This is a genomic window from Pseudomonas sp. HN11 (genome assembly GCF_021390155.1).
Classification (GTDB): Bacteria; Pseudomonadota; Gammaproteobacteria; order Pseudomonadales; family Pseudomonadaceae; genus Aquipseudomonas.
The window spans coordinates 3,113,776-3,131,795 of record NZ_CP089985.1 but is presented as its reverse complement, the minus strand read 5'-3'; the positions used below and the strand labels follow the sequence as shown (position 1 = coordinate 3,131,795).

20 protein-coding genes are annotated in these 18,020 nt (G+C 57.4%); 12 read left to right on the top strand and 8 right to left on the bottom strand.

Going from position 1 to position 18,020, the window contains the following annotated elements:
* Nucleotides 1-26: 26 nt before the first annotated feature.
* The 3 genes from ahpF to LVW35_RS14255 all read right to left on the bottom strand — a co-directional run bounded on the left by ahpF (nt 27) and on the right by LVW35_RS14255 (nt 3,359).
* Nucleotides 27-1,592 carry an alkyl hydroperoxide reductase subunit F gene (gene ahpF / locus LVW35_RS14265; protein WP_233896352.1) on the bottom strand — a complete coding sequence of 522 codons (1,566 nt, stop codon included), beginning with the start codon at nt 1,590-1,592 and terminating at the stop codon, nt 27-29.
* A gap of 127 nt (nt 1,593-1,719) precedes the next feature.
* Nucleotides 1,720-2,283, bottom strand: coding sequence for an alkyl hydroperoxide reductase subunit C (ahpC, locus tag LVW35_RS14260; protein WP_010210361.1), 564 nt, complete (start codon nt 2,281-2,283; stop codon nt 1,720-1,722).
* Between the two features lie 143 nt (nt 2,284-2,426).
* A complete protein-coding gene (locus LVW35_RS14255) occupies nt 2,427-3,359 on the bottom strand; it encodes a site-specific integrase (RefSeq protein WP_233896350.1) in 933 nt (310 codons plus the stop codon).
* 170 nt (nt 3,360-3,529) lie between these two features.
* Between LVW35_RS14255 and LVW35_RS14250 the strand changes: the two genes are divergently transcribed.
* Complete coding sequence (locus LVW35_RS14250) at nt 3,530-4,537, top strand: DNA-binding protein (protein WP_233896348.1); 1,008 nt, start codon at nt 3,530-3,532, stop codon at nt 4,535-4,537.
* Here LVW35_RS14250 and gorA read toward each other — a convergent pair whose 3' ends face one another.
* Both gorA and galU read right to left on the bottom strand, forming a co-directional pair.
* A complete protein-coding gene (gorA, locus tag LVW35_RS14245) occupies nt 4,538-5,896 on the bottom strand; it encodes a glutathione-disulfide reductase (RefSeq protein ID WP_233896347.1) in 1,359 nt (452 codons plus the stop codon). It lies immediately after the preceding gene.
* Between the two features lie 105 nt (nt 5,897-6,001).
* A complete protein-coding gene (gene galU, locus LVW35_RS14240; RefSeq protein ID WP_043049885.1) occupies nt 6,002-6,841 on the bottom strand; it encodes a UTP--glucose-1-phosphate uridylyltransferase GalU in 840 nt (279 codons plus the stop codon).
* Between the two features lie 305 nt (nt 6,842-7,146).
* Between galU and LVW35_RS14235 the strand changes: the two genes are divergently transcribed.
* The 11 genes from LVW35_RS14235 (at nt 7,147) to LVW35_RS14185 (ending at nt 15,977) form a co-directional block, all read left to right on the top strand.
* Nucleotides 7,147-7,332, top strand: coding sequence for a hypothetical protein (locus LVW35_RS14235; protein ID WP_233896346.1), 186 nt, complete (start codon nt 7,147-7,149; stop codon nt 7,330-7,332).
* 511 nt (nt 7,333-7,843) lie between these two features.
* On the top strand, nt 7,844-8,353 hold the full coding sequence (locus LVW35_RS14230) for a fimbrial protein (protein WP_442799680.1): 510 nt from the start codon (nt 7,844-7,846) through the stop codon (nt 8,351-8,353).
* Nucleotides 8,354-8,402: 49 nt separating this feature from the next.
* Entirely contained in the window at nt 8,403-8,960 is a 558-nt protein-coding gene (locus LVW35_RS14225; protein ID WP_233896344.1) for a fimbrial protein, read from the top strand.
* A 19-nt stretch (nt 8,961-8,979) separates the two neighbouring features.
* Nucleotides 8,980-11,583, top strand: a complete 2,604-nt coding sequence (locus tag LVW35_RS14220; RefSeq protein ID WP_233896474.1) for an outer membrane usher protein — start codon at nt 8,980-8,982, stop codon at nt 11,581-11,583.
* Nucleotides 11,580-12,338, top strand: a complete 759-nt coding sequence (locus tag LVW35_RS14215) for a fimbria/pilus periplasmic chaperone (RefSeq protein ID WP_233896343.1) — start codon at nt 11,580-11,582, stop codon at nt 12,336-12,338. Before LVW35_RS14220 ends, LVW35_RS14215 begins: the two co-directional genes overlap by 4 nt.
* A gap of 21 nt (nt 12,339-12,359) precedes the next feature.
* Nucleotides 12,360-12,932 carry a fimbrial protein gene (locus tag LVW35_RS14210; protein WP_233896342.1) on the top strand — a complete coding sequence of 191 codons (573 nt, stop codon included), beginning with the start codon at nt 12,360-12,362 and terminating at the stop codon, nt 12,930-12,932.
* A gap of 10 nt (nt 12,933-12,942) precedes the next feature.
* Nucleotides 12,943-13,437 carry a fimbrial protein gene (locus tag LVW35_RS14205; protein ID WP_233896341.1) on the top strand — a complete coding sequence of 165 codons (495 nt, stop codon included), beginning with the start codon at nt 12,943-12,945 and terminating at the stop codon, nt 13,435-13,437.
* Nucleotides 13,438-13,450: 13 nt separating this feature from the next.
* Nucleotides 13,451-13,930 (top strand): fimbrial protein, encoded by a 480-nt coding sequence (locus LVW35_RS14200; protein ID WP_233896339.1) that lies wholly within the window; start codon nt 13,451-13,453, stop codon nt 13,928-13,930.
* Nucleotides 13,931-13,941: 11 nt separating this feature from the next.
* The gene (locus LVW35_RS14195) at nt 13,942-14,490 is read left to right on the top strand and encodes a fimbrial protein (protein ID WP_233896338.1); all 549 of its coding nucleotides are present in this window, start codon (nt 13,942-13,944) and stop codon (nt 14,488-14,490) included.
* A gap of 89 nt (nt 14,491-14,579) precedes the next feature.
* Nucleotides 14,580-15,551 carry a fimbrial protein gene (locus LVW35_RS14190; protein WP_233896337.1) on the top strand — a complete coding sequence of 324 codons (972 nt, stop codon included), beginning with the start codon at nt 14,580-14,582 and terminating at the stop codon, nt 15,549-15,551.
* A gap of 141 nt (nt 15,552-15,692) precedes the next feature.
* Complete coding sequence (locus tag LVW35_RS14185) at nt 15,693-15,977, top strand: hypothetical protein (protein ID WP_233896336.1); 285 nt, start codon at nt 15,693-15,695, stop codon at nt 15,975-15,977.
* A 9-nt stretch (nt 15,978-15,986) separates the two neighbouring features.
* On the opposite strand, the gene LVW35_RS14180 is transcribed toward LVW35_RS14185, so the two are convergent.
* From LVW35_RS14180 to LVW35_RS14170, 3 genes are all read right to left on the bottom strand, one after another.
* Nucleotides 15,987-16,217: a hypothetical protein gene (locus LVW35_RS14180; protein ID WP_233896335.1), complete on the bottom strand. Its 231-nt coding sequence runs from the start codon at nt 16,215-16,217 to the stop codon at nt 15,987-15,989.
* Nucleotides 16,218-16,294: 77 nt separating this feature from the next.
* Nucleotides 16,295-17,212 carry a c-type cytochrome gene (locus LVW35_RS14175; protein WP_233896334.1) on the bottom strand — a complete coding sequence of 306 codons (918 nt, stop codon included), beginning with the start codon at nt 17,210-17,212 and terminating at the stop codon, nt 16,295-16,297.
* A complete protein-coding gene (locus tag LVW35_RS14170; RefSeq protein ID WP_233896331.1) occupies nt 17,209-17,856 on the bottom strand; it encodes a c-type cytochrome in 648 nt (215 codons plus the stop codon). The genes LVW35_RS14175 and LVW35_RS14170 overlap by 4 nt, the downstream gene beginning before the upstream one ends.
* Nucleotides 17,857-18,020 lie beyond the last annotated feature (164 nt).

Genomic DNA, 18,020 nt, shown 5'->3' with positions numbered 1-18,020 from the left:
GGGGTTTTTCATTTCCGGCTCAGGATTTACGCCGGAGCGGAAGTCCGGATCAAGTGATCGAAAGCACTCAGGGAAGCCTTGGCACCCTCGCCCACCGCAATCACGATCTGCTTGTACGGCACCGTCGTCACGTCACCGGCGGCGAACACACCCGGCAGTGAAGTCTCACCCCGCGCATCGACGATGATCTCGCCGCGCGGCGTCAGTTCTACGGTACCTTTGAGCCAGTCGGTGTTGGGCAGCAAGCCGATCTGTACAAAGATCCCTTCCAGGTCGATGGTCTTGAACTCGCCGCTGTCACGATCCTTGTACGCCAGGCCGGTGACTTTCTGGCTATCGCCTTTCACTTCACTGGTCAACGCACTGGTGATCACATCAACGTTCGGCAGGCTGTAGAGCTTGCGCTGCAGCACGGCGTCGGCGCGCAACTTGCTGTCGAACTCAAGCAAGGTCACATGGCTGACGATACCGGCCAGGTCGATGGCCGCTTCAACGCCAGAGTTGCCGCCGCCGATCACCGCCACACGCTTGCCTTTGAACAACGGGCCGTCGCAGTGCGGGCAGAAGCACACGCCCTTGGCCTTGTATTCCTGCTCGCCCGGTACACCCATTTCTCTCCAACGGGCGCCAGTGGCCAGGATCACGGTCTTGGACTTGAGGGTCGCACCACTTTCAAAACGGATTTCGTGCAAGTCGCCGGCGTTTTTCGCTGGGACCAGGCTGCTGGCACGCTGCAGGTTCATGATGTCTACGTCGTACTGACGTACGTGGGCTTCCAGGGCGCTGGCCAGTTTCGGACCTTCGGTTTCCTGTACCGAGATAAAGTTCTCGATCGACATGGTGTCCAGCACTTGCCCGCCGAAACGCTCGGCAGCGACGCCGGTACGAATACCTTTACGTGCCGCATAGATCGCCGCCGCCGAACCGGCTGGGCCACCGCCGACAACGAGCACGTCAAAGGCGTCTTTGGCGCTGATTTTCTCGGCGGCTTTTTCAATGCCGCTGGTGTCGAGCTTGGCGAGAATCTCTTCCAGGCCCATGCGGCCCTGGCCGAAGTTCACTCCGTTGAGGTACACGCTGGGCACCGCCATGATCTGGCGCTCGTCGACTTCAGCCTGAAACAGCGCGCCGTCGATGGCAACGTGGCGGATGTTTGGGTTGAGCACGGCCATCAGGTTCAGCGCCTGGACCACGTCCGGGCAGTTCTGGCAGGACAGAGAGAAGTAAGTCTCGAAGCTGAACTCGCCTTTAAGGGCGCGGATCTGTTCAATCACTTCGACACTGGCCTTCGACGGGTGGCCACCGACTTGCAGCAGGGCCAGCACCAGCGAAGTGAATTCATGGCCCATGGGGATGCCGGCAAAACGCAGGCTGATCTCGGCACCCGGGCGGTTGATGGAGAAAGATGGCTTGCGCGCATCATCGCCATCGGTTTTCAGGGTAATCAGCGTCGTGAGGCTGACAACGTCCTGCAAAAGGGCAAGCATTTCCTGGGATTTCGCACCGTCGTCGAGGGAGGCGACGATCTCGATCGGCTGGGTGACCCGTTCCAGGTATGACTTCAACTGAGCTTTAAGATTGGCGTCCAACATACGGGCGATTTCCTGTTCATTCGGTTTATTGCAGACAAAAAAACGCCCGAGCGAATCTCGCCCGGGCGTTTTGGGGGCGGATGCAGCTTACTTAAGTGCGGATTCCCGCCCTTGAGACGTCACAGACTTAGATCTTGCCGACCAGGTCCAGGGACGGAGCCAAAGTAGCTTCGCCTTCTTTCCACTTGGCTGGGCACACTTCGCCTGGGTGAGCAGCAACGTATTGAGCCGCTTTGATTTTGCGCAGCAGCTCGGAAGCGTCACGACCAACACCACCGTCGTTCAGCTCAACGATCTTGATCTGACCTTCTGGGTTGATCACGAAAGTACCGCGGTCAGCCAGGCCAGCTTCTTCGATCAGCACGTCGAAGTTGCGGGAGATGGTCAGGGTCGGGTCACCGATCATGGTGTATTGGATCTTGCCGATGGCTGGCGAAGTGTTGTGCCAGGCAGCGTGAGCAAAGTGGGTGTCGGTGGAAACGCTGTAGATCTCGACGCCCAGCTTCTGGAATTCGGCGTAGTTGTCAGCCAGGTCTTCCAGTTCGGTTGGGCAAACGAAGGTGAAGTCGGCCGGGTAGAAGAATACAACGGACCACTTGCCTTTCAGGTCGGCGTCGGACACATCTACGAAGTTGCCGTTTTTGTAGGCGGTAGCTTTGAACGGTTTTACTTGGCTGTTGATGATAGGCATCGTTGACTCTCCGTCAGGTTTGTAAAAGGGGTGAAGAAGTTGATGAAATGAATCCTACCCACTCTCTCGGCCGATGGCTCATTGGCAAACCTGATGCTGACGATTGGTTTTCCCTATCAGGTGACTGTATTAATAGAAAAAACTCAAAGCAGCGGTTGCGTCACCAAGGTCATGCCAAGAAAGGGTGTCGCTTCAACATAGCGCATGGCGGATTTCATGTCGCTCCAGCCGACGTAACTCATCAGAGACTTCAAATCCCAGCCACTTCGATGGGCCCAGGTGGCAAAACCCCTGCGCAGCGAATGGCTGGTGTATTGCTCGGCGGGAATACCAGCGCGCTCGAGCGCCTGGCGCAGCAGCGGGATCACACTGTTGGGGTGCAACCCCTCCTCCCCCAGGTTGCCCCAGCGATCGATACCGCGAAACACCGGGCCACGCACCAGGGCCGAGGCGCTGAGCCACTCGCTGTAGGCCTGCACCGGGCACAAGCGCAGCAGTGCCGGGGTGTGATAGGTCTTGCCGAGGTTCTCACGATCGCTTTTGCTGCGCGGCAGATACAGGCTGATGCCCGTACCAGGCGTGGCTTGAATATGCTCGATCTCGAGACGGCACAGCTCATCACTGCGAAAGCCACGCCAGAAACCCAGCAGGATCAGTGCGGTGTCACGTTTGGCGCGCAGCAATCGCGGCTGGTCTTGTGCCTGGGCCGCTTGTTTCGCTTCGACTTCAAGAGATGCCACCACCTGCTCCAGATGCTTGAGCTGCAAAGGCTCGGCTTGCTTCTCCTGGACCGGGTGCACGGCACGAATACCCTTGAGCACCTTGCGCACCACTGGCGCCTTGGTCGGGTCGGGAAACCCCTGGCTCGTGTGCCACTGCGCCAACGCCGAGAGCCGCAGCTTCAAGGTGTTCACGGCCAGCACCCCGGCGTGAGCAACCAGATAGCGCGCCACGCTGTCGCTGGTCGCGGGCAGGAACCCGCCCCAGCTCACTTCGAAGTGCTCTATGGCTGCGCGATAGCTACGCCGGGTGTTATCGCGGGTGGCGGCATTGAGGTAACGGTCCAGATCGCTCATGGGAGGCCTATTCGTACTGCTGGCAGCTGCTTTCGCGGATTAAACACGTATGACACGGGATAATACGCCAATATCCCATCTGTTAAATGACGAATTTAAACAGATTTTTGTTCATGTTATAGTACGTATATACATACCACGTACCACACTACGTAATCGACGGAGACACCATGGCTCGCGGCGGCATCAACAAAGCAGTAGTTCAAACAGCTCGCCTGGCGATCCTCGCCCGCGGCGAGAACCCCAGCATCGACGCCGTACGCATCGAAATGGGCAACACCGGTTCGAAAACCACGATTCATCGCTATCTGAAGGAGCTGGATGAGAGCGAAACCCGCCTCACCATTACCGAGGCACCGATCGACGACGAACTCGGCGAATTGGTTGCTCGCTTGGCCCAGCGCTTGAAAGAGAAAGCTCAGGAACCCATCGATCTGGCCCTGGCGCAATTCGAACAGCAGAAAGCCGCCCTGCTCGCTCAGGTGCAAACCCTTGAAGAAGCTCACAGCGATCTTAAGCAGCAATTCGATATCCAGGCCGCCGCACTGGCAGAAGAAAGCGCCGCCCTGCAAACCGCCAGCGCCAGCTTGCAGACCGAGCAAACCCGTAACGCCGGGCTGAGCCAGGCGTGCAGTGATTACGAGTTACGGATCAGCGATAAGGACGAACAGATTCGTTCGCTGGAAGAAAAGCACCTGCACGCCCGCGATGCTCTGGAACATTACCGCACTGCAATCAAGGAGCAGCGTGAGCAGGAACAACGTCGCCACGAAGGTCAACTGCAACAGGTCCAGGCGGAACTGCGCCAAGCCCAGCAGAGCGCCATGGTGCGCCAGGATGAAATCACCCAACTGCATCGCGACAATGAGCGACTGTTGATTGAACATCGGGTGACAGCGAAAGAGTTGACGGCGCTGCAGGAACAATCCCGCAAAGACCAGGCCCATCTGCTCAAGTTGAACGAACAGGTGAGCCTGATTGACGGCGAACGCACCCTGCTTCAGGAGCGTCTTCGTGTTGCCTTGCTGGAGAGCCAGTCACGCCAGGAAGCGCTGACCGAACACCAGCGCAACAACAAGAGCCTGGAACTGGAGTTGATCAAGGCCCAGGCCAGTATCGAGGCATTGCGCCTGGCGGCCGCCGTTGCAGCGGCGCCAGAGGGAAGCCCCAACGGCTGATCAGCCTGCTACGGGCGTGCGCATGGTGACGAACTCTTCCGCCGCCGTGGGGTGCACGCCGATGGTTTCATCGAAATGCTGCTTGGTCGCGCCCGCCTTGATCGCGATCGCCAGGCCTTGCACGATTTCACCTGCGTCCGGCCCAACCATGTGGCAACCCAGTACTTTGTCGGTGTCGGCGTCGACCACCAGCTTCATCAGGGTCTTTTCCTGGCACTCGGTCAGGGTCAACTTCATCGGCCGGAACCGGCTCTCAAAGATCTGAACCCTATGGCCCTTCCCTTTCGCGTCCTCCTCGGTCAACCCCACGGTGCCGATGTTCGGCAGGCTGAACACCGCCGTCGGGATCATCGCGTAGTCCACCGGGCGATACTGTTCGGGCTTGAACAGGCGACGTGCCACAGCCATGCCTTCTGCCAGGGCAACCGGTGTCAGCTGCACACGACCGATCACATCGCCGATGGCCAGAATGGATGAATCGGCGGTCTGATACTGGTCGTCCACCTCAACGAAGCCGCGCTTGTCGAGTTTGACGCCGGTGTTCTCCAGCCCTAGGTTGTCCAGCATCGGACGTCGCCCGGTGGCGTAGAACACACAGTCGGCCTCCAGCACGCGGCCGTCCTTCAGCGTCGCCTTGAGGCTGCCGTCAGCTTGCTTGTCGATGCGCTCGATGCCTGCATTGAATTGCAGGTCCAGGCCGCGCTTGGTCAGCTCTTCCTTCAGGTGCGTGCGCACCGAGCCGTCGAAGCCGCGCAGGAACAGATCACCGCGATACAGCAGGGTTGTCTGTGCACCCAGGCCGTGGAAGATCCCGGCGAACTCGACGGCAATATAACCACCGCCGACAACCAGTACGCGCTTAGGCAGCGCCTTGAGGAAGAATGCTTCATTGGAACCAATCGCGTGTTCACGCCCTGGAATCTCTGGAATCTGTGGCCAGCCGCCCGTAGCGATCAGGATGTGCTTGGCAGTGAAACGCTCGCCATTGATCTCGACCTGATGCGGATCAACCAAGCGCGCATGCCCTTCATGCAGGGTCACACCGCTGTTGACCAGCAGGTTGCGGTAGATGCCATTGAGACGGTTGATTTCACGGTCTTTGTTGGCGATCAGGGTGGCCCAATCAAAATTTGCCTCGCCCAGCGACCAGCCAAATCCGCTGGCCTGCTCAAACTCTTCGGCAAAGTGTGCGCCGTACACCAACAGTTTCTTCGGCACGCAGCCGACGTTGACGCAAGTGCCACCCAGGTAGCGGCTTTCAGCCACGGCCACCTTGGCGCCAAAACCCGCGGCAAAACGCGCCGCACGAACACCGCCAGAACCGGCGCCAATCACATACAGGTCAAAATCGTAGGCCATTTCACTCTCCTCGGCAGGACACCAGCATACCGACTTACATGGGGCTGAAAAACGAAAAAGCCACCCGAAGGTGGCTTTTTTAGAGCGGGCAGCTTACAGCGTAAATCAGTAAGCCTTGCCAGTTTTGTAGAAGTGCTCGAAGCAGAAGTTGGTCGCCTCGATGTAACCCTCAGCGCCGCCGCAGTCGAAACGCTGGCCTTTGAATTTGTAGGCAATCACGCAACCGTCTTTGGCTTGCTTCATCAGCGCGTCGGTGATCTGGATCTCGCCACCTTTGCCTGGCTCGGTTTCTTCGATCAGTTTGAAGATATCCGGGGTCAGGATGTAACGCCCGATGATCGCCAGGTTCGATGGCGCATCTTCAGGAGCCGGCTTCTCGACCATGTCACGTACACGGATCAGACCATCGCCAATGTCGTCACCAGCAATGACGCCATACTTGTTGGTCTGCGAGGGATCAACTTCCATGACCGCTACGATAGTGCAACGGTATTTCTGGTACAGCTTGACCATCTGGGTCAGCACACCGTCGCCTTCCAGGTTCACACACAGGTCATCCGCCAGCACCACGGCGAACGGTTCGTCACCGATCAGTGGGCGGCCGGTCAGGATGGCGTGGCCGAGGCCTTTCATCTGGGTCTGACGGGTGTACGAGAACGAGCACTCGTCGAGCAGTTTGCGGATACCGACCAGGTACTTTTCCTTGTCGGTGCCCTTGATCTGGTTTTCCAGCTCGTAGCTGATGTCGAAGTGGTCTTCCAGCGCGCGCTTACCACGGCCAGTGACGATGGAGATCTCGTTGAGACCGGCATCCAGAGCCTCTTCGACGCCGTACTGAATCAGTGGCTTGTTCACCACCGGCAGCATCTCTTTGGGCATGGCCTTGGTCGCTGGCAAGAAGCGAGTGCCGTAACCGGCTGCTGGGAACAAGCATTTCTTGATCATATGGGTCCTTATAAAGGGCTGTGCGTACGGAATTCGGCGCAGTCTAATCAGGCTGCAGTCACCTTACAATGGGTCCTGCTGGCGTTGCGATGTCATCATAGAGAAAAAATCTCGGCGTAAGTTCCGCCCATCTCACCAAGAGAATCTTCGCCGACACCGCAAAAATGCTCTGCACCTCGGTATTTCAAGGGGCTGCACCCTTTTTTCACGCTATTGCGTTCAGCACACCCAGCTGGAATAACCTGCGCGCTCCTGCCGCATTTGGCGCTATCATTACCCCTTGAACTACACCGCGAGATGCATAGATGTCAGAACCAAAAGGCGTAAACGGCTACTTGATCACCCAGCGTGCGGACGGTTGGCACCTGATCAACTTCCACGGTGACAGCGTCGCCGGGGTCTTCTCCACCGAGAGCCAGGCGATTGCAGTAGCCGAAGTATTTGTGGACGAAGCAGGCCACGCGTCGAGCAAACGACCAAAAACCAAGTAAGCGCCGCTGCCCTGCCATCAAGCCCCGTTCCACGGGGCTTTTTTGTGCGCGCTCATATAGGCCCCCCTCTTAAGCCGTGCGCGTGCCGTTACATGGTGACATTCAACAAGGTTGTGCCATTAACGAATGTAATTCTATTCTTACAGACATCATAACCAATCAACATCTTAAAAAAAATGTAGTCCAACTCTTACAGCCAGTTATTGATATTTGGCAAAACGCCATTTCTCTCTTACACATCCAGACATAACCCGACTACGCAACTAAACGAATCGGGCGACTTACTTTCGATCTCGCAGACCTAATAATTACCCCAGTTCGAACGCAGCCACGGTTTGCAATGCAAATAGTTGGAAAATTCAGATTTTCCATCGCCGCAACCTGGTCGGCATCGAACCCAGTTCCCTGCGCGCCTTACATCTAATCAATGAAGGTTCGGTTCCATACCTGCCTGCGGGGTTTCTTTATGGTGTTCATTAATACAAATGGGTCTTAGCTGATGAAAATTGAAATGAAAACTGCGCTTTTGTCTATCGGCCTGCTGATGGGTTCGATGTCCATTGCACAAGCCGCGGATGGAACTATCACCTTCTTGGGATCTGTCCACTCGGGTGCCTGTTCTATCAAGCCAGACTCTGTAGATCAATCCGTTCACCTGGGTGCCATCGCCAAGCATCAGTTGCAGACGGGAGGTAAGTCCGAAGCCCGCCGCGTATTGATCGAGCTTGAAGGTTGCGATCTCACAGGCCTGACCGACAACACCGTAACCACCACCTTCACGGCTGCGCCATCCTCTGTTGTTCCGGGCGCCATCGGCACCATCGGTGGCGCGGGGAACATCGGCATCATGATGACGCACGGCAGCAAGCTCGTTGAGCTGGGTGTTCCTACCACCCCGCAGGCCATCGCTGCCGGTGATAACACGTTGGAATTCGGAGCCTATGTCCAAGGTGCGGCGGCGGGCGAAATCGTGCCTGGCGATTTCAGCGCGGTCACCAATTTCACCCTGGCTTATCAGTAAGCAACTTCCCCCGCCACCCAGTGTGGCGGGGGACTGGTGGGAGATAACGGTGAAAACATTAATAAGCCTCGCTATTACCTCTTCGTTGACAGTCATCAGCCCCGCGGTTGCCGAGAACACACCTGCACAAGGCGATGGGGTGGTCACACTGGGGGGAGAGGTCATTGACTCGGCGTGCGGGTTGGAATTGGCGAGCGCCGACCAGTCCATCGAGATGCCGCCCGAACCCATCGGCCGGCTCTTGCGCAATACGATTGGAGAACCTCATCCCTTCCAGTTGCGCCTGGTCAACTGTTCATTGACTCGACCGGATCCATTGCGTCCAGGGGAAACCTTGCCCGACTGGGAGCATTTGCAAGTGACGTTTGACGGGGCCAGCGACAGACAAGGCCGCTCTTTTGCCGCCTCGGGCCTCTCCCAAGGGGTCGCGTTTCATATCTGGGATGCGGCGGGTCACGAGAGTGTGCCGGGAGAACGAATGCCGCTGCTTCCGCTGAAGGAAGGTGACATGACCCTTCATTACACGGTCCGTCTGGTCGGTAACGGACTGCAGTTGATGCCTGGGGATCACCGTGCCGCAGTACGGTTCAAGTTGGAATACTTTTGAACATTGGTGGATGGCTTTCATGTTGAATGCTTTGAAGATCAAACATACGCTCTGCCCTACGTTGTTTGGCGGGTTAATGTCCATAGCAGGCACGGCATTGGGTGCCGGGGATATTGAGTTTAATACTGATGTTCTGGATCTGAATGATCGCACTAATATTGACTTGTCGCAGTTTGCCCGCAGCGGCTTTATTCTGCCTGGCACTTATTCAATGGTGGTGCAACTAAACAACCAGCCTCTTCCTGAGCAATCGGTCGCTTTCTACCCCCCCGATAATGATCCAAAAGGCAGTGAAGCCTGCTTGTCTCGCACTATCGTGGAACAACTGGGCCTCAAGGAAGCCAGTGCCACTGAACTGACTTGGTGGAAAGGCGGGGAATGCCTTGACGTACGGACACTGCCAGGCATGGAGGTGAGTGGCGACCTGGCCACTGGCACGCTGAATATCAACCTTCCGCAAGCTTACCTTGAGTACAGCGCGATCAACTGGGACCCGCCTTCGCGTTGGGATGAAGGGGTCCCAGGGCTGCTGCTCGACTACAACATGACCGCCCAGACAAGCCACCAGAGGAATGACCGGACGCGTAACGACATCAGTGGTAACGGCACGCTTGGTGCCAATGCCGGTGCTTGGCGCTTGAGGGCGGACTGGCAGGGCCGGGTCGACCGGGAGCGCGACGCGTCGGCCCGGAATTCGCGATTGGAATGGAGTCGTTACTACGCGTATCGAGCTCTTCCTGCGCTGAAAGCACGGTTGGTTGTGGGAGAAAACTATCTGTATTCAGACCTGTTCGACAGTTTTCGCTTTACCGGCGCCGCGCTTAATTCAGATCAAAGTCAGCTGCCTCCGAATCTGCGGGGTTATGCACCCGAAGTGGTCGGCGTCGCCAAGACCAATGCCAGGGTCATCATCAGCCAGCAGGGGCGCGTACTGTACGAAACCCTGGTCGCTGCGGGACCTTTTCGCATCCAGGACCTGAACGACGCGGTGAGCGGCAGGCTCGACGTGCGGGTAGAAGAACAGGACGGTTCGGTCCATACCTTCCAGGTGGATACCGCCGGCGTGCCTTACCTGACTCGCCCGGGCCACATTCGTTACAAGATCGCGGCGGGACGGCCGTCCAATCTTCAATATGGCGCGGATGGCGACTTTTTCAGTACCGGTGAGTTCTCGTGGGGTGTCAGTAATGGGTGGTCGTTGTTTGGCGGCGCAATCACCGATAACAACTACCGTGCGTTATCGGTCGGGGTGGGTCGTGACTTGTTGTCGTTCGGCGCCCTCTCGCTGGATGCAACCCAGGCTCATGCCAATGTCTGGAATGACACGTTGTCGGGTAAATCATACCGTCTGCAATATTCGAAGCACTTCGAACAGTACGACAGCCAGATAACATTTGCCGGCTACCGGTTTTCTGAAAAGAACTACTTGAGTATGAGCGAATACCTGGACGCTCGCCATTACGGCAAGAACGGTGAGCTCGCCGGACGCTACCGATACGACGGGTACACAGAAGATTGGAAGCCTATTGGTGGAAATAAAGCTTTGTATACGGCGACGATCAACAAGCAATTTCGCGACCTGGGCACCACCGTTTACTTGAGTTACAACAAACAGACTTATTGGGAGCGAGCGGCCACGCAACGTTGGAATCTGGCGGTGTCACGCTACTTCAATCTTGGGACGGTCAAAAACATGAGCCTGTCCCTGAACATACACCGCACCCTGGACTACAACTATAAGGATAACGGTGTTGCATTGACCGTCAGCCTGCCGCTGGGACGCACCGGCACTTTGTCAATGGACGCCAATAGAACCGGTGGCGACAACGGTTTTTCAACGCGTTACAGCGATCGCCTGGATGAACGTAATAGTTACCAGCTCAGTGCCAGTGACAAATCCGCCAGTGGCTACCTGAATCACATCGGTGACCAGGCCGATATCGATCTTGCTGCCAGTCAGCAAAAGGACGGCTACAGCACGCTCAGTGTGTCTGCTCGCGGCGGCGCCACACTCACCCCCCAGGGGGCGGCCCTGCATCGGACCAACAGCATGGGTGGCACTCGCCTGATGGTCGACACCGGTGGCGTGGCCGACGTGCCTGTACGCGGTTACGGCGCACCGACGCGCAGCAACGCCTTTGGCAAAGCGGTCATTTCCGACATCGGCAGTTACCAACGCATGGCGGCCAGTGTCGATCTGGAAAATTTGCCAAGCAATGTCGAAGCCACCCAATCCGTCACGCAACTCACACTGACCGAAGGCGCTATTGGCTATCGATCCCTGCCTGTGATTGCCGGCGAGAAAGCCATGGCTGTGCTGCGCCTGCCGGATGGCAGTGCACCGCCCTTCGGCGCAACGGTGAAGAACCTGAAACAGCAGGACACCGGCATTGTGAATGACGGCGGTAATGTCTACCTCAGTGGCATACAGCCTGGCGCAGAGATGACCGTCAGTTGGGGAGGCGCTGAGCGATGCACCCTCACGCTCCCTGCCGTTTTACCCGCTGACGCCTTGACCGAGGCCCTGCAACTGGGCTGCCAACTGGTAGCCAAAGATCAATCCCTGCCCGAGCAAGAAAAACTGACCGGGAAGCGCACCGATACGGAGAAAACATCCTCATGAAGCTCAACACGCGCCTTATCCAGACCTGCGCACTGCTGGCCCTTGCCTTGAACCAGAGCGCCAACGCTGCCATTGGTCTGGATCGTACCCGAGTGATATTTGATGGTAGCAAAGATGCCACCAGCGTAAGCATCACCAATAACAACACCCAGTTACCGTATCTGGCTCAGGGCTGGATCGAAGACGAAGCCGGCGAAAAAATCACCAGTCCCTTGATCGTGCTGCCGCCAGTTCAGCGTGTGGAACCAGGCAAACAAAGCCAGGTGAAGGTTCAGGCCCTACCGGCGGCCAAATCGTTGCCTCAGGACCGAGAGACGGTCTACTACTTCAATTTGCGAGAAATTCCGCCGCGCAGCGATAAAGCCAACACCCTGCAAATTGCGCTGCAGACCCGGATTAAATTGTTCTACCGGCCGCAGGCCATTGCTCCCAGCCAGCAAGACTTGTCCAACCCCTGGCAGGAAAAGCTGACCCTTATCCGCGATGGCGAGCGCTACCAGGTGAATAACCCTACGCCGTACTACGTAACCCTGGTAGATGCGCGCAGTTCCAAAGACGGTAAGACGGTGTCGGGCTTCGAGCCACTGATGGTCCCGCCAAAAGGCAAGTTGACTCTGGGTGTAACGGCCAAAGCGCTCGGCACAACCCCACATTTGGCTTACGTGAATGATTACGGCGGACGTCCATTGATGGCCTTCACCTGCAATGGCGACACCTGCACGGTGGACGCGCAAGCCTCCACGTCCAATCAGTAGCGCCGGCCGCTGGAGAAGACCATGAAGTGGCACATTGTTAAGGGTTTGAGCGGACTGTTATTGGCCGCGCCGTGGGGGGCACAGGCCGAGGATGTCGAGGGCATGAATGGGATGCTGAACATTTCCGGGAGCATGCATGAAATTCCCTGTGCACTGGAAATGAACTCACTGCATCAAACCATCGACCTCGGGGCCGTATCGGCCAGCCAGTTACAGCGCCCCGGCGATCAAGCAAGGCCCGTAGCCTTCCAATTGCGTTTTGCCGATTGCCAACGTACCGCCGGCAGCATCCGCAGCGAACGGACGGGCAACCTGACCTGGAGCGCCTTTCAACCAGTGCTGTCGGTCATGTTTGTTGCACCCGCCGATGCCGATGACCCGCGGCTCATCAAAGTGCAGGGCATCACCGGGATGGGGCTGCGCTTGGCCGACGCCCTGGGGCGGGATGTACACCTGGGATCGAGGGGCGAACCTCTGTTGTTGCCACTTGGCAGTAACACCCAGACATGGACCGTTCAGCCCACACGTACCGCCGCACCGTTGACCAGCGGGGCGTTTAGGGCCGTGGTGGATTTCAAGCTCAACTATGAGTAAGGGCGTGACAATGGCTAAGACAACCGGCCCGTGGGCCGTTCTTATCAGCAGTGGGTTGTTTTGGGCCGTTAGCCAGTGTGTGCAGGCCGACACCAACCTGACCATCCGTGCGGTGATCGTCGCGCCGCCGCCCTGTGTGATTAACGGCGGCAGTACGCTCGATGTGCCTTTCGGTAATGACCTTCAAACCTCACGGGTTGATGGCGTCAATTATCGTCGGGGGGTGCCTTACACCGTCACCTGCGATTCGCCCGCCAGCAACGCGTTGACGCTGGAACTCAGGGGCACGGCCGCCGCGTTCGACAATCGCGTATTGGTCACCCGCAAACCGGACCTGGGGGTAAAGCTGTTCGTGAATGGCGCCGACTGGCCGCTCAATACCGCAGTCAATTTTACCCACCCGAATTTTCCGGTGGTGCAGGCGGTGCCCGTCAAACGCGCGGGCAGCACATTGACCGGAGGCGCCTTTGATGCGGCCGCCACTCTGGTGGTCGATTATCAATGAAGAGGAATGATCAATGACTGGTTGGCAGCAGCGAGCGTTGCTCGCTTTGTGCTCCCTGGGCCTATGCAATGGTGCGTCGGCCAACCTGACGTTCAGCGGAACGCTGAATGAACCGCCGCCTTGCACCATTGATGCAGGCAACACAATTGAAGTCGACTTTGGCGACGTGGGCGTAAAGCGGGTAGACGGTGTGCAGTACCGCAAAGCGGTTCCCTACGTCATCAACTGTGGCTCGTCCACCCTTCCCTGGGCGCTGAAGCTGAGCGTCAACGGAACGCCCACGGCGTTTGATGGCACAGCAGTGCAGAGCAGCGTGCCGGCATTGGGTATCAGGGTTTTCCAGAATAACGTGCCGTTCCCGCTCAATACGACAATGGACATCGTCCTCTCGTCTCCGCCGAGATTGGAAGTTGTACCCATCAAACAACCGGGTGCAACGCTTCCCCCTGCGCCGTTTGCAGCGGTGGCCACACTGTTGGCTGAATACGAGTAGGAGCCACGTTTATGCAACATGAAACGGTTCATAAAGGCTGGACATGTGCCTGGGTGGCGTTACTGCTGACCTTCGGGCTGGCGCCCAGCGCGAATGCTGCGGACAACCTTCGCTTCAAGGGAAACCTGGTTGAGGAGGCTTGCACCATTCGCCCGGGCGACGATGCGATCACGCTGGAAATCTGGGACGTGACCAGCAAGCACCTTTATATCAACACCCGCACGCAGGGCAAGGACTTCAAGGTGCACCTGGAGGACTGCGATACCACCATTGGCAAGACAGTCACCATCACGCTCGGCGGTCGCGAAAACATGGCACTGCCTGGGCTGTTCGCGCTGGATGGAGGAAGCAGCGCCTCGGGCATCGGGATCGGCCTGGAAACGCCGAACAACAAGCCGCTGCCCGTGAATACCGTCAGCGATGAACAGGTGTTGAGCGATGGCAGCAATGTGATTGAACTCAAAGCCTACGTACAGGGTGAGCCGGAGGCCATCAGGGATCAAACCATTGGTCATGGCGCGTACACAGTGACCTCAACTTTCACGCTGGACTATCCCTGACCGGCTCAGACAAACCTCACATCTGTTCTGGGCAACGGTAAAGCCTGTTCGTGGGCGAAGTCCGGATAGATAGGCCATGAGATATAAAAATGAAACGACTCTACGGAGCCACAGCGCTCCTCATATCGATGCTTTCGGCGACCACCGCTAACGCAACGGATTGCCGTGTGAATGGCGGAACGTGGATAGTGGTAGGTGATGGCGGCACGATAAACCTGCAGGTCCCCGTCACCGTACAACAAAGTGCGGACCGCGCCCGTATCATGCTCGAAGGGGTAAGGCTTGAGTGCCGATTTTCCTTCTTTCCTGCCAGTCAACCTTGGTATACCGACTATTGGAACACGTCGGCAAGGGTCGGTCCGGCTTGGGTGCCCGGTCCGAAATTCACTGGCCAGGGCACCGGCTTGCGAATCAATGGGTCTTACCATAACACCCCCGTACCGAATGACATCCGTATCAATAGCATGCCTAACAATCGCCTGGGCGTCCCGGTTGATGTAACGCCCTATATTTTGGTACGCAACAACCCGACAAACCCTATCGATATTCGAATCGGGGATGTCCTGGGCAGGTTAAATCTCCTCCAGACCAACAATTACAGCGGTGGCAGTTCAAGGCTTGCGCTGACGTACACCGCGGCCAACAACTTCTCCATCTCACCCTCAACGTGCACGATCAACAACAATAATCCGATCGAAGTAAACTTCGGCACTGTCGCCCAGAGGGCTATAGGCACTGACCCGCTGACAACGCCCATCACCCATAACCGCCGACTCACCTATTCATGTCCGGACGGCGGGATTACCTCGCCGATCACTATCACTTACAAAGGCACGCCCTCCACTTTTAATACACGCCTCCTGCGGATGACCAATGCGGACGTCGGCACAGCAATGGTTCGTGGGGGGACTGCGGTTCCAGTCAATGGTTCTTTCCTGACTCAAATTACCAACAGCGTGGGCGGAGATGACGTGACCTTTTCGCTGGTTCGACGAGCCGGATCCCTACCTGCCGCTGGGTCGATTACCGGAAGTGGGGTGCTCGTAATGGGTGTGCCATAAAATCCGCAATCATCTATTCGGACGAAGGACAGTGCAGTCTCGCTATTTATTTGTGAGACTGCACAAGTGGCAGTTCGCTATAATTGCCTGCAGCCGCCTCACACCTGTGTCAGCGCCCTCCCTTACCCCGATGACCTCACTATGAACAAGACCTTGGCACTGACCGCAACACTGGCACTGATGGCCGGATGCACCACCACGTCTGACGTCTACCTGAAAAACGGTGAGCAAGGCCTGACCATCGACTGCTCCGGCGAAGCCAATTCCTGGGCCAGTTGCTACGAAAAGGCTGATGCTTCTTGCGCAGGCACCGGTTACCGCATCGTCGGCACCGAAGGCACGCCGTCGCTCATGGAAAGTGAAAAAACCCTCGGCCAGGACGTGGGCAACTTCAAAAGCCGCAGTGTGGTGGTGGTCTGCAAGTAAGCGTCGAGCCTACAGCTGAATATCGGCAAACTTGATACCCAGGCCACGGATGGTCTCCACCAGGTCATCCAGGCTTGGGAAAGACTCGACTTCGTCCTGATCATCCACCAGGAAAAAACTGCGGCCGCCGCTTTTCTTGAAGAACACGATCCATTCCTCCAGATCGGCTGGGTTCTGGATGATGTGAGTGGCCGATATCTGGCCTTCGGCCTGGCAAGCTCTGACGTGTTCACGCTTCATGAAAGATTTCCCCAAAAAGACAAATGCCACACAAACCGAGGGTTTGCGCGGCATTCTTGCATTGATCGGGCAACAGTTTAACGGATGCCCTGTCCGATCAGCACGCCTTCTACGGTCTGGCCGTAGAGATTGACACCGTCATTGGCGTGGAACTTGACCCTGGTTTTTTCCACCGAACCGTCAACCAGCCGCGGATCCTGTGGCCGTTCGTGGCTGTTGACGTAGGCCGCTACGTCCCAGGCTTGCTGGTCACTCAGGCTGCCGCCCTTGCCCAGTGGCATGTTGTGCTTGATGAAGGACGCGGCCGTGTTGATGCGGTGCATCCCGGCACCCCAGTTGTAGGAGTCTTTACCCCACAACGGCGGCATCACGTAACTGTCGCCCACCTTCTGGCCCTGCCCCTCGACACCATGGCAAACAGCGCATTGCCCTTTGTAAACCTCGCCGCCCTGAGTCAAGTCGTAACCCTTGGCAGGCTGCGCGACGTCCGGATAACCGCGTCCAGGTAACTCCACACCTAATGGCGCCTTGCTGGCCAACCAGTAGGCATACACCGACAGCGCAGTAATTTCGTGGCTATCAGCGGCGGGAGGTGTGCCGCCATTCATGCTGAATTGGAAACACCCCTGCAACCGCTCTGCGAAGGTGTTGACCTTGTCGTTCTTCTTTCGATAAGCCGGGTACATCGGGTAAGCACCCCACAATGGGGCCGAATTGGCCAGGCGGCCCTGATCCAGGTGGCAGTTGCTGCAGTTGAGCCCATTGCCGACAAATTTCGGTGCCAGGCGCTTGGTATCGACGAACAATGCGTAGCCTTCTTTGACCAGCTTGCCGTAGGCATTGTCAGGCAGCTCACGCTCTTGAGGTGGCTGGAACTGCGTGACAGCCGCGTGGCTCGCGGAAGGCTGCAGCTGCGACTGGTCCTCCATGGCGATCTGGGCGGCGTGGGCTGACGGCATCGCCAATAGGCCCATGATCCACATGAACGGGCTCATGGCTTGGCCTCCATTTTCAGTGACGCGAAATACTCGGCCACGCCCTGCACCTCTTCCAACGTGAGGGATTTTGCAATATGCCCCATCAAGTCATTCGGATCGTTGTGGCGGGTTCCGTTTTGCCAAGCGGTCAACTGCGCCACCAGGTAGACGGCGGGTTGGCCGGCCAAGGGTGGAAAGGCGTCCCCGACGCCCGTACCTGACGGCCCGTGACAGCTGGCACAGGCTGGAATCTGGCGCTCCCACGCACCTTGTTGCGCAAGCTTCTGCGCGGCGCTGGCAGGCATTTCGCTGCGATGAACCGCTTGCGGCACAGGGCTAGACATTGCAGCCAGCGCCTGACTGAGCGCTTCGACTTCGGCATCAGTCAGCGCATTAGCCAGCGGTTGCATCACCAGGTTTGTGCGACTGCCGCTTTTGAAGTCTTCCAGCTGTTTACGCACATACCCCGCGGGTAACCCCGCCAACCTGGGGAACCCCGCCGCAGCCATCCCGGCGCCATCAGCGCCATGGCAGGCCACACAGGGCATGGCACCTGGTTGCGAGCCCCCCTCGGTAAAGATCTTCTTCCCATCCAGCGCGTGGGCGCTACCCAATAGCAACATGAGCGCACTGCCCATCAATACTCGTTCCAAAGACATCATCACGGCTCCATCCTTATAGTTATATGCTTAGGCATATATGGCATAAGCCTACAAATAGTAGGGGAATGATCGAGCCGCGACAACTCCCAAAACGCGCAACAAAAAAGCCTGGCACCGCGAACGCAGGGCCAGGCTTTTTATCGGATTAGACGTTGCGGCATGAA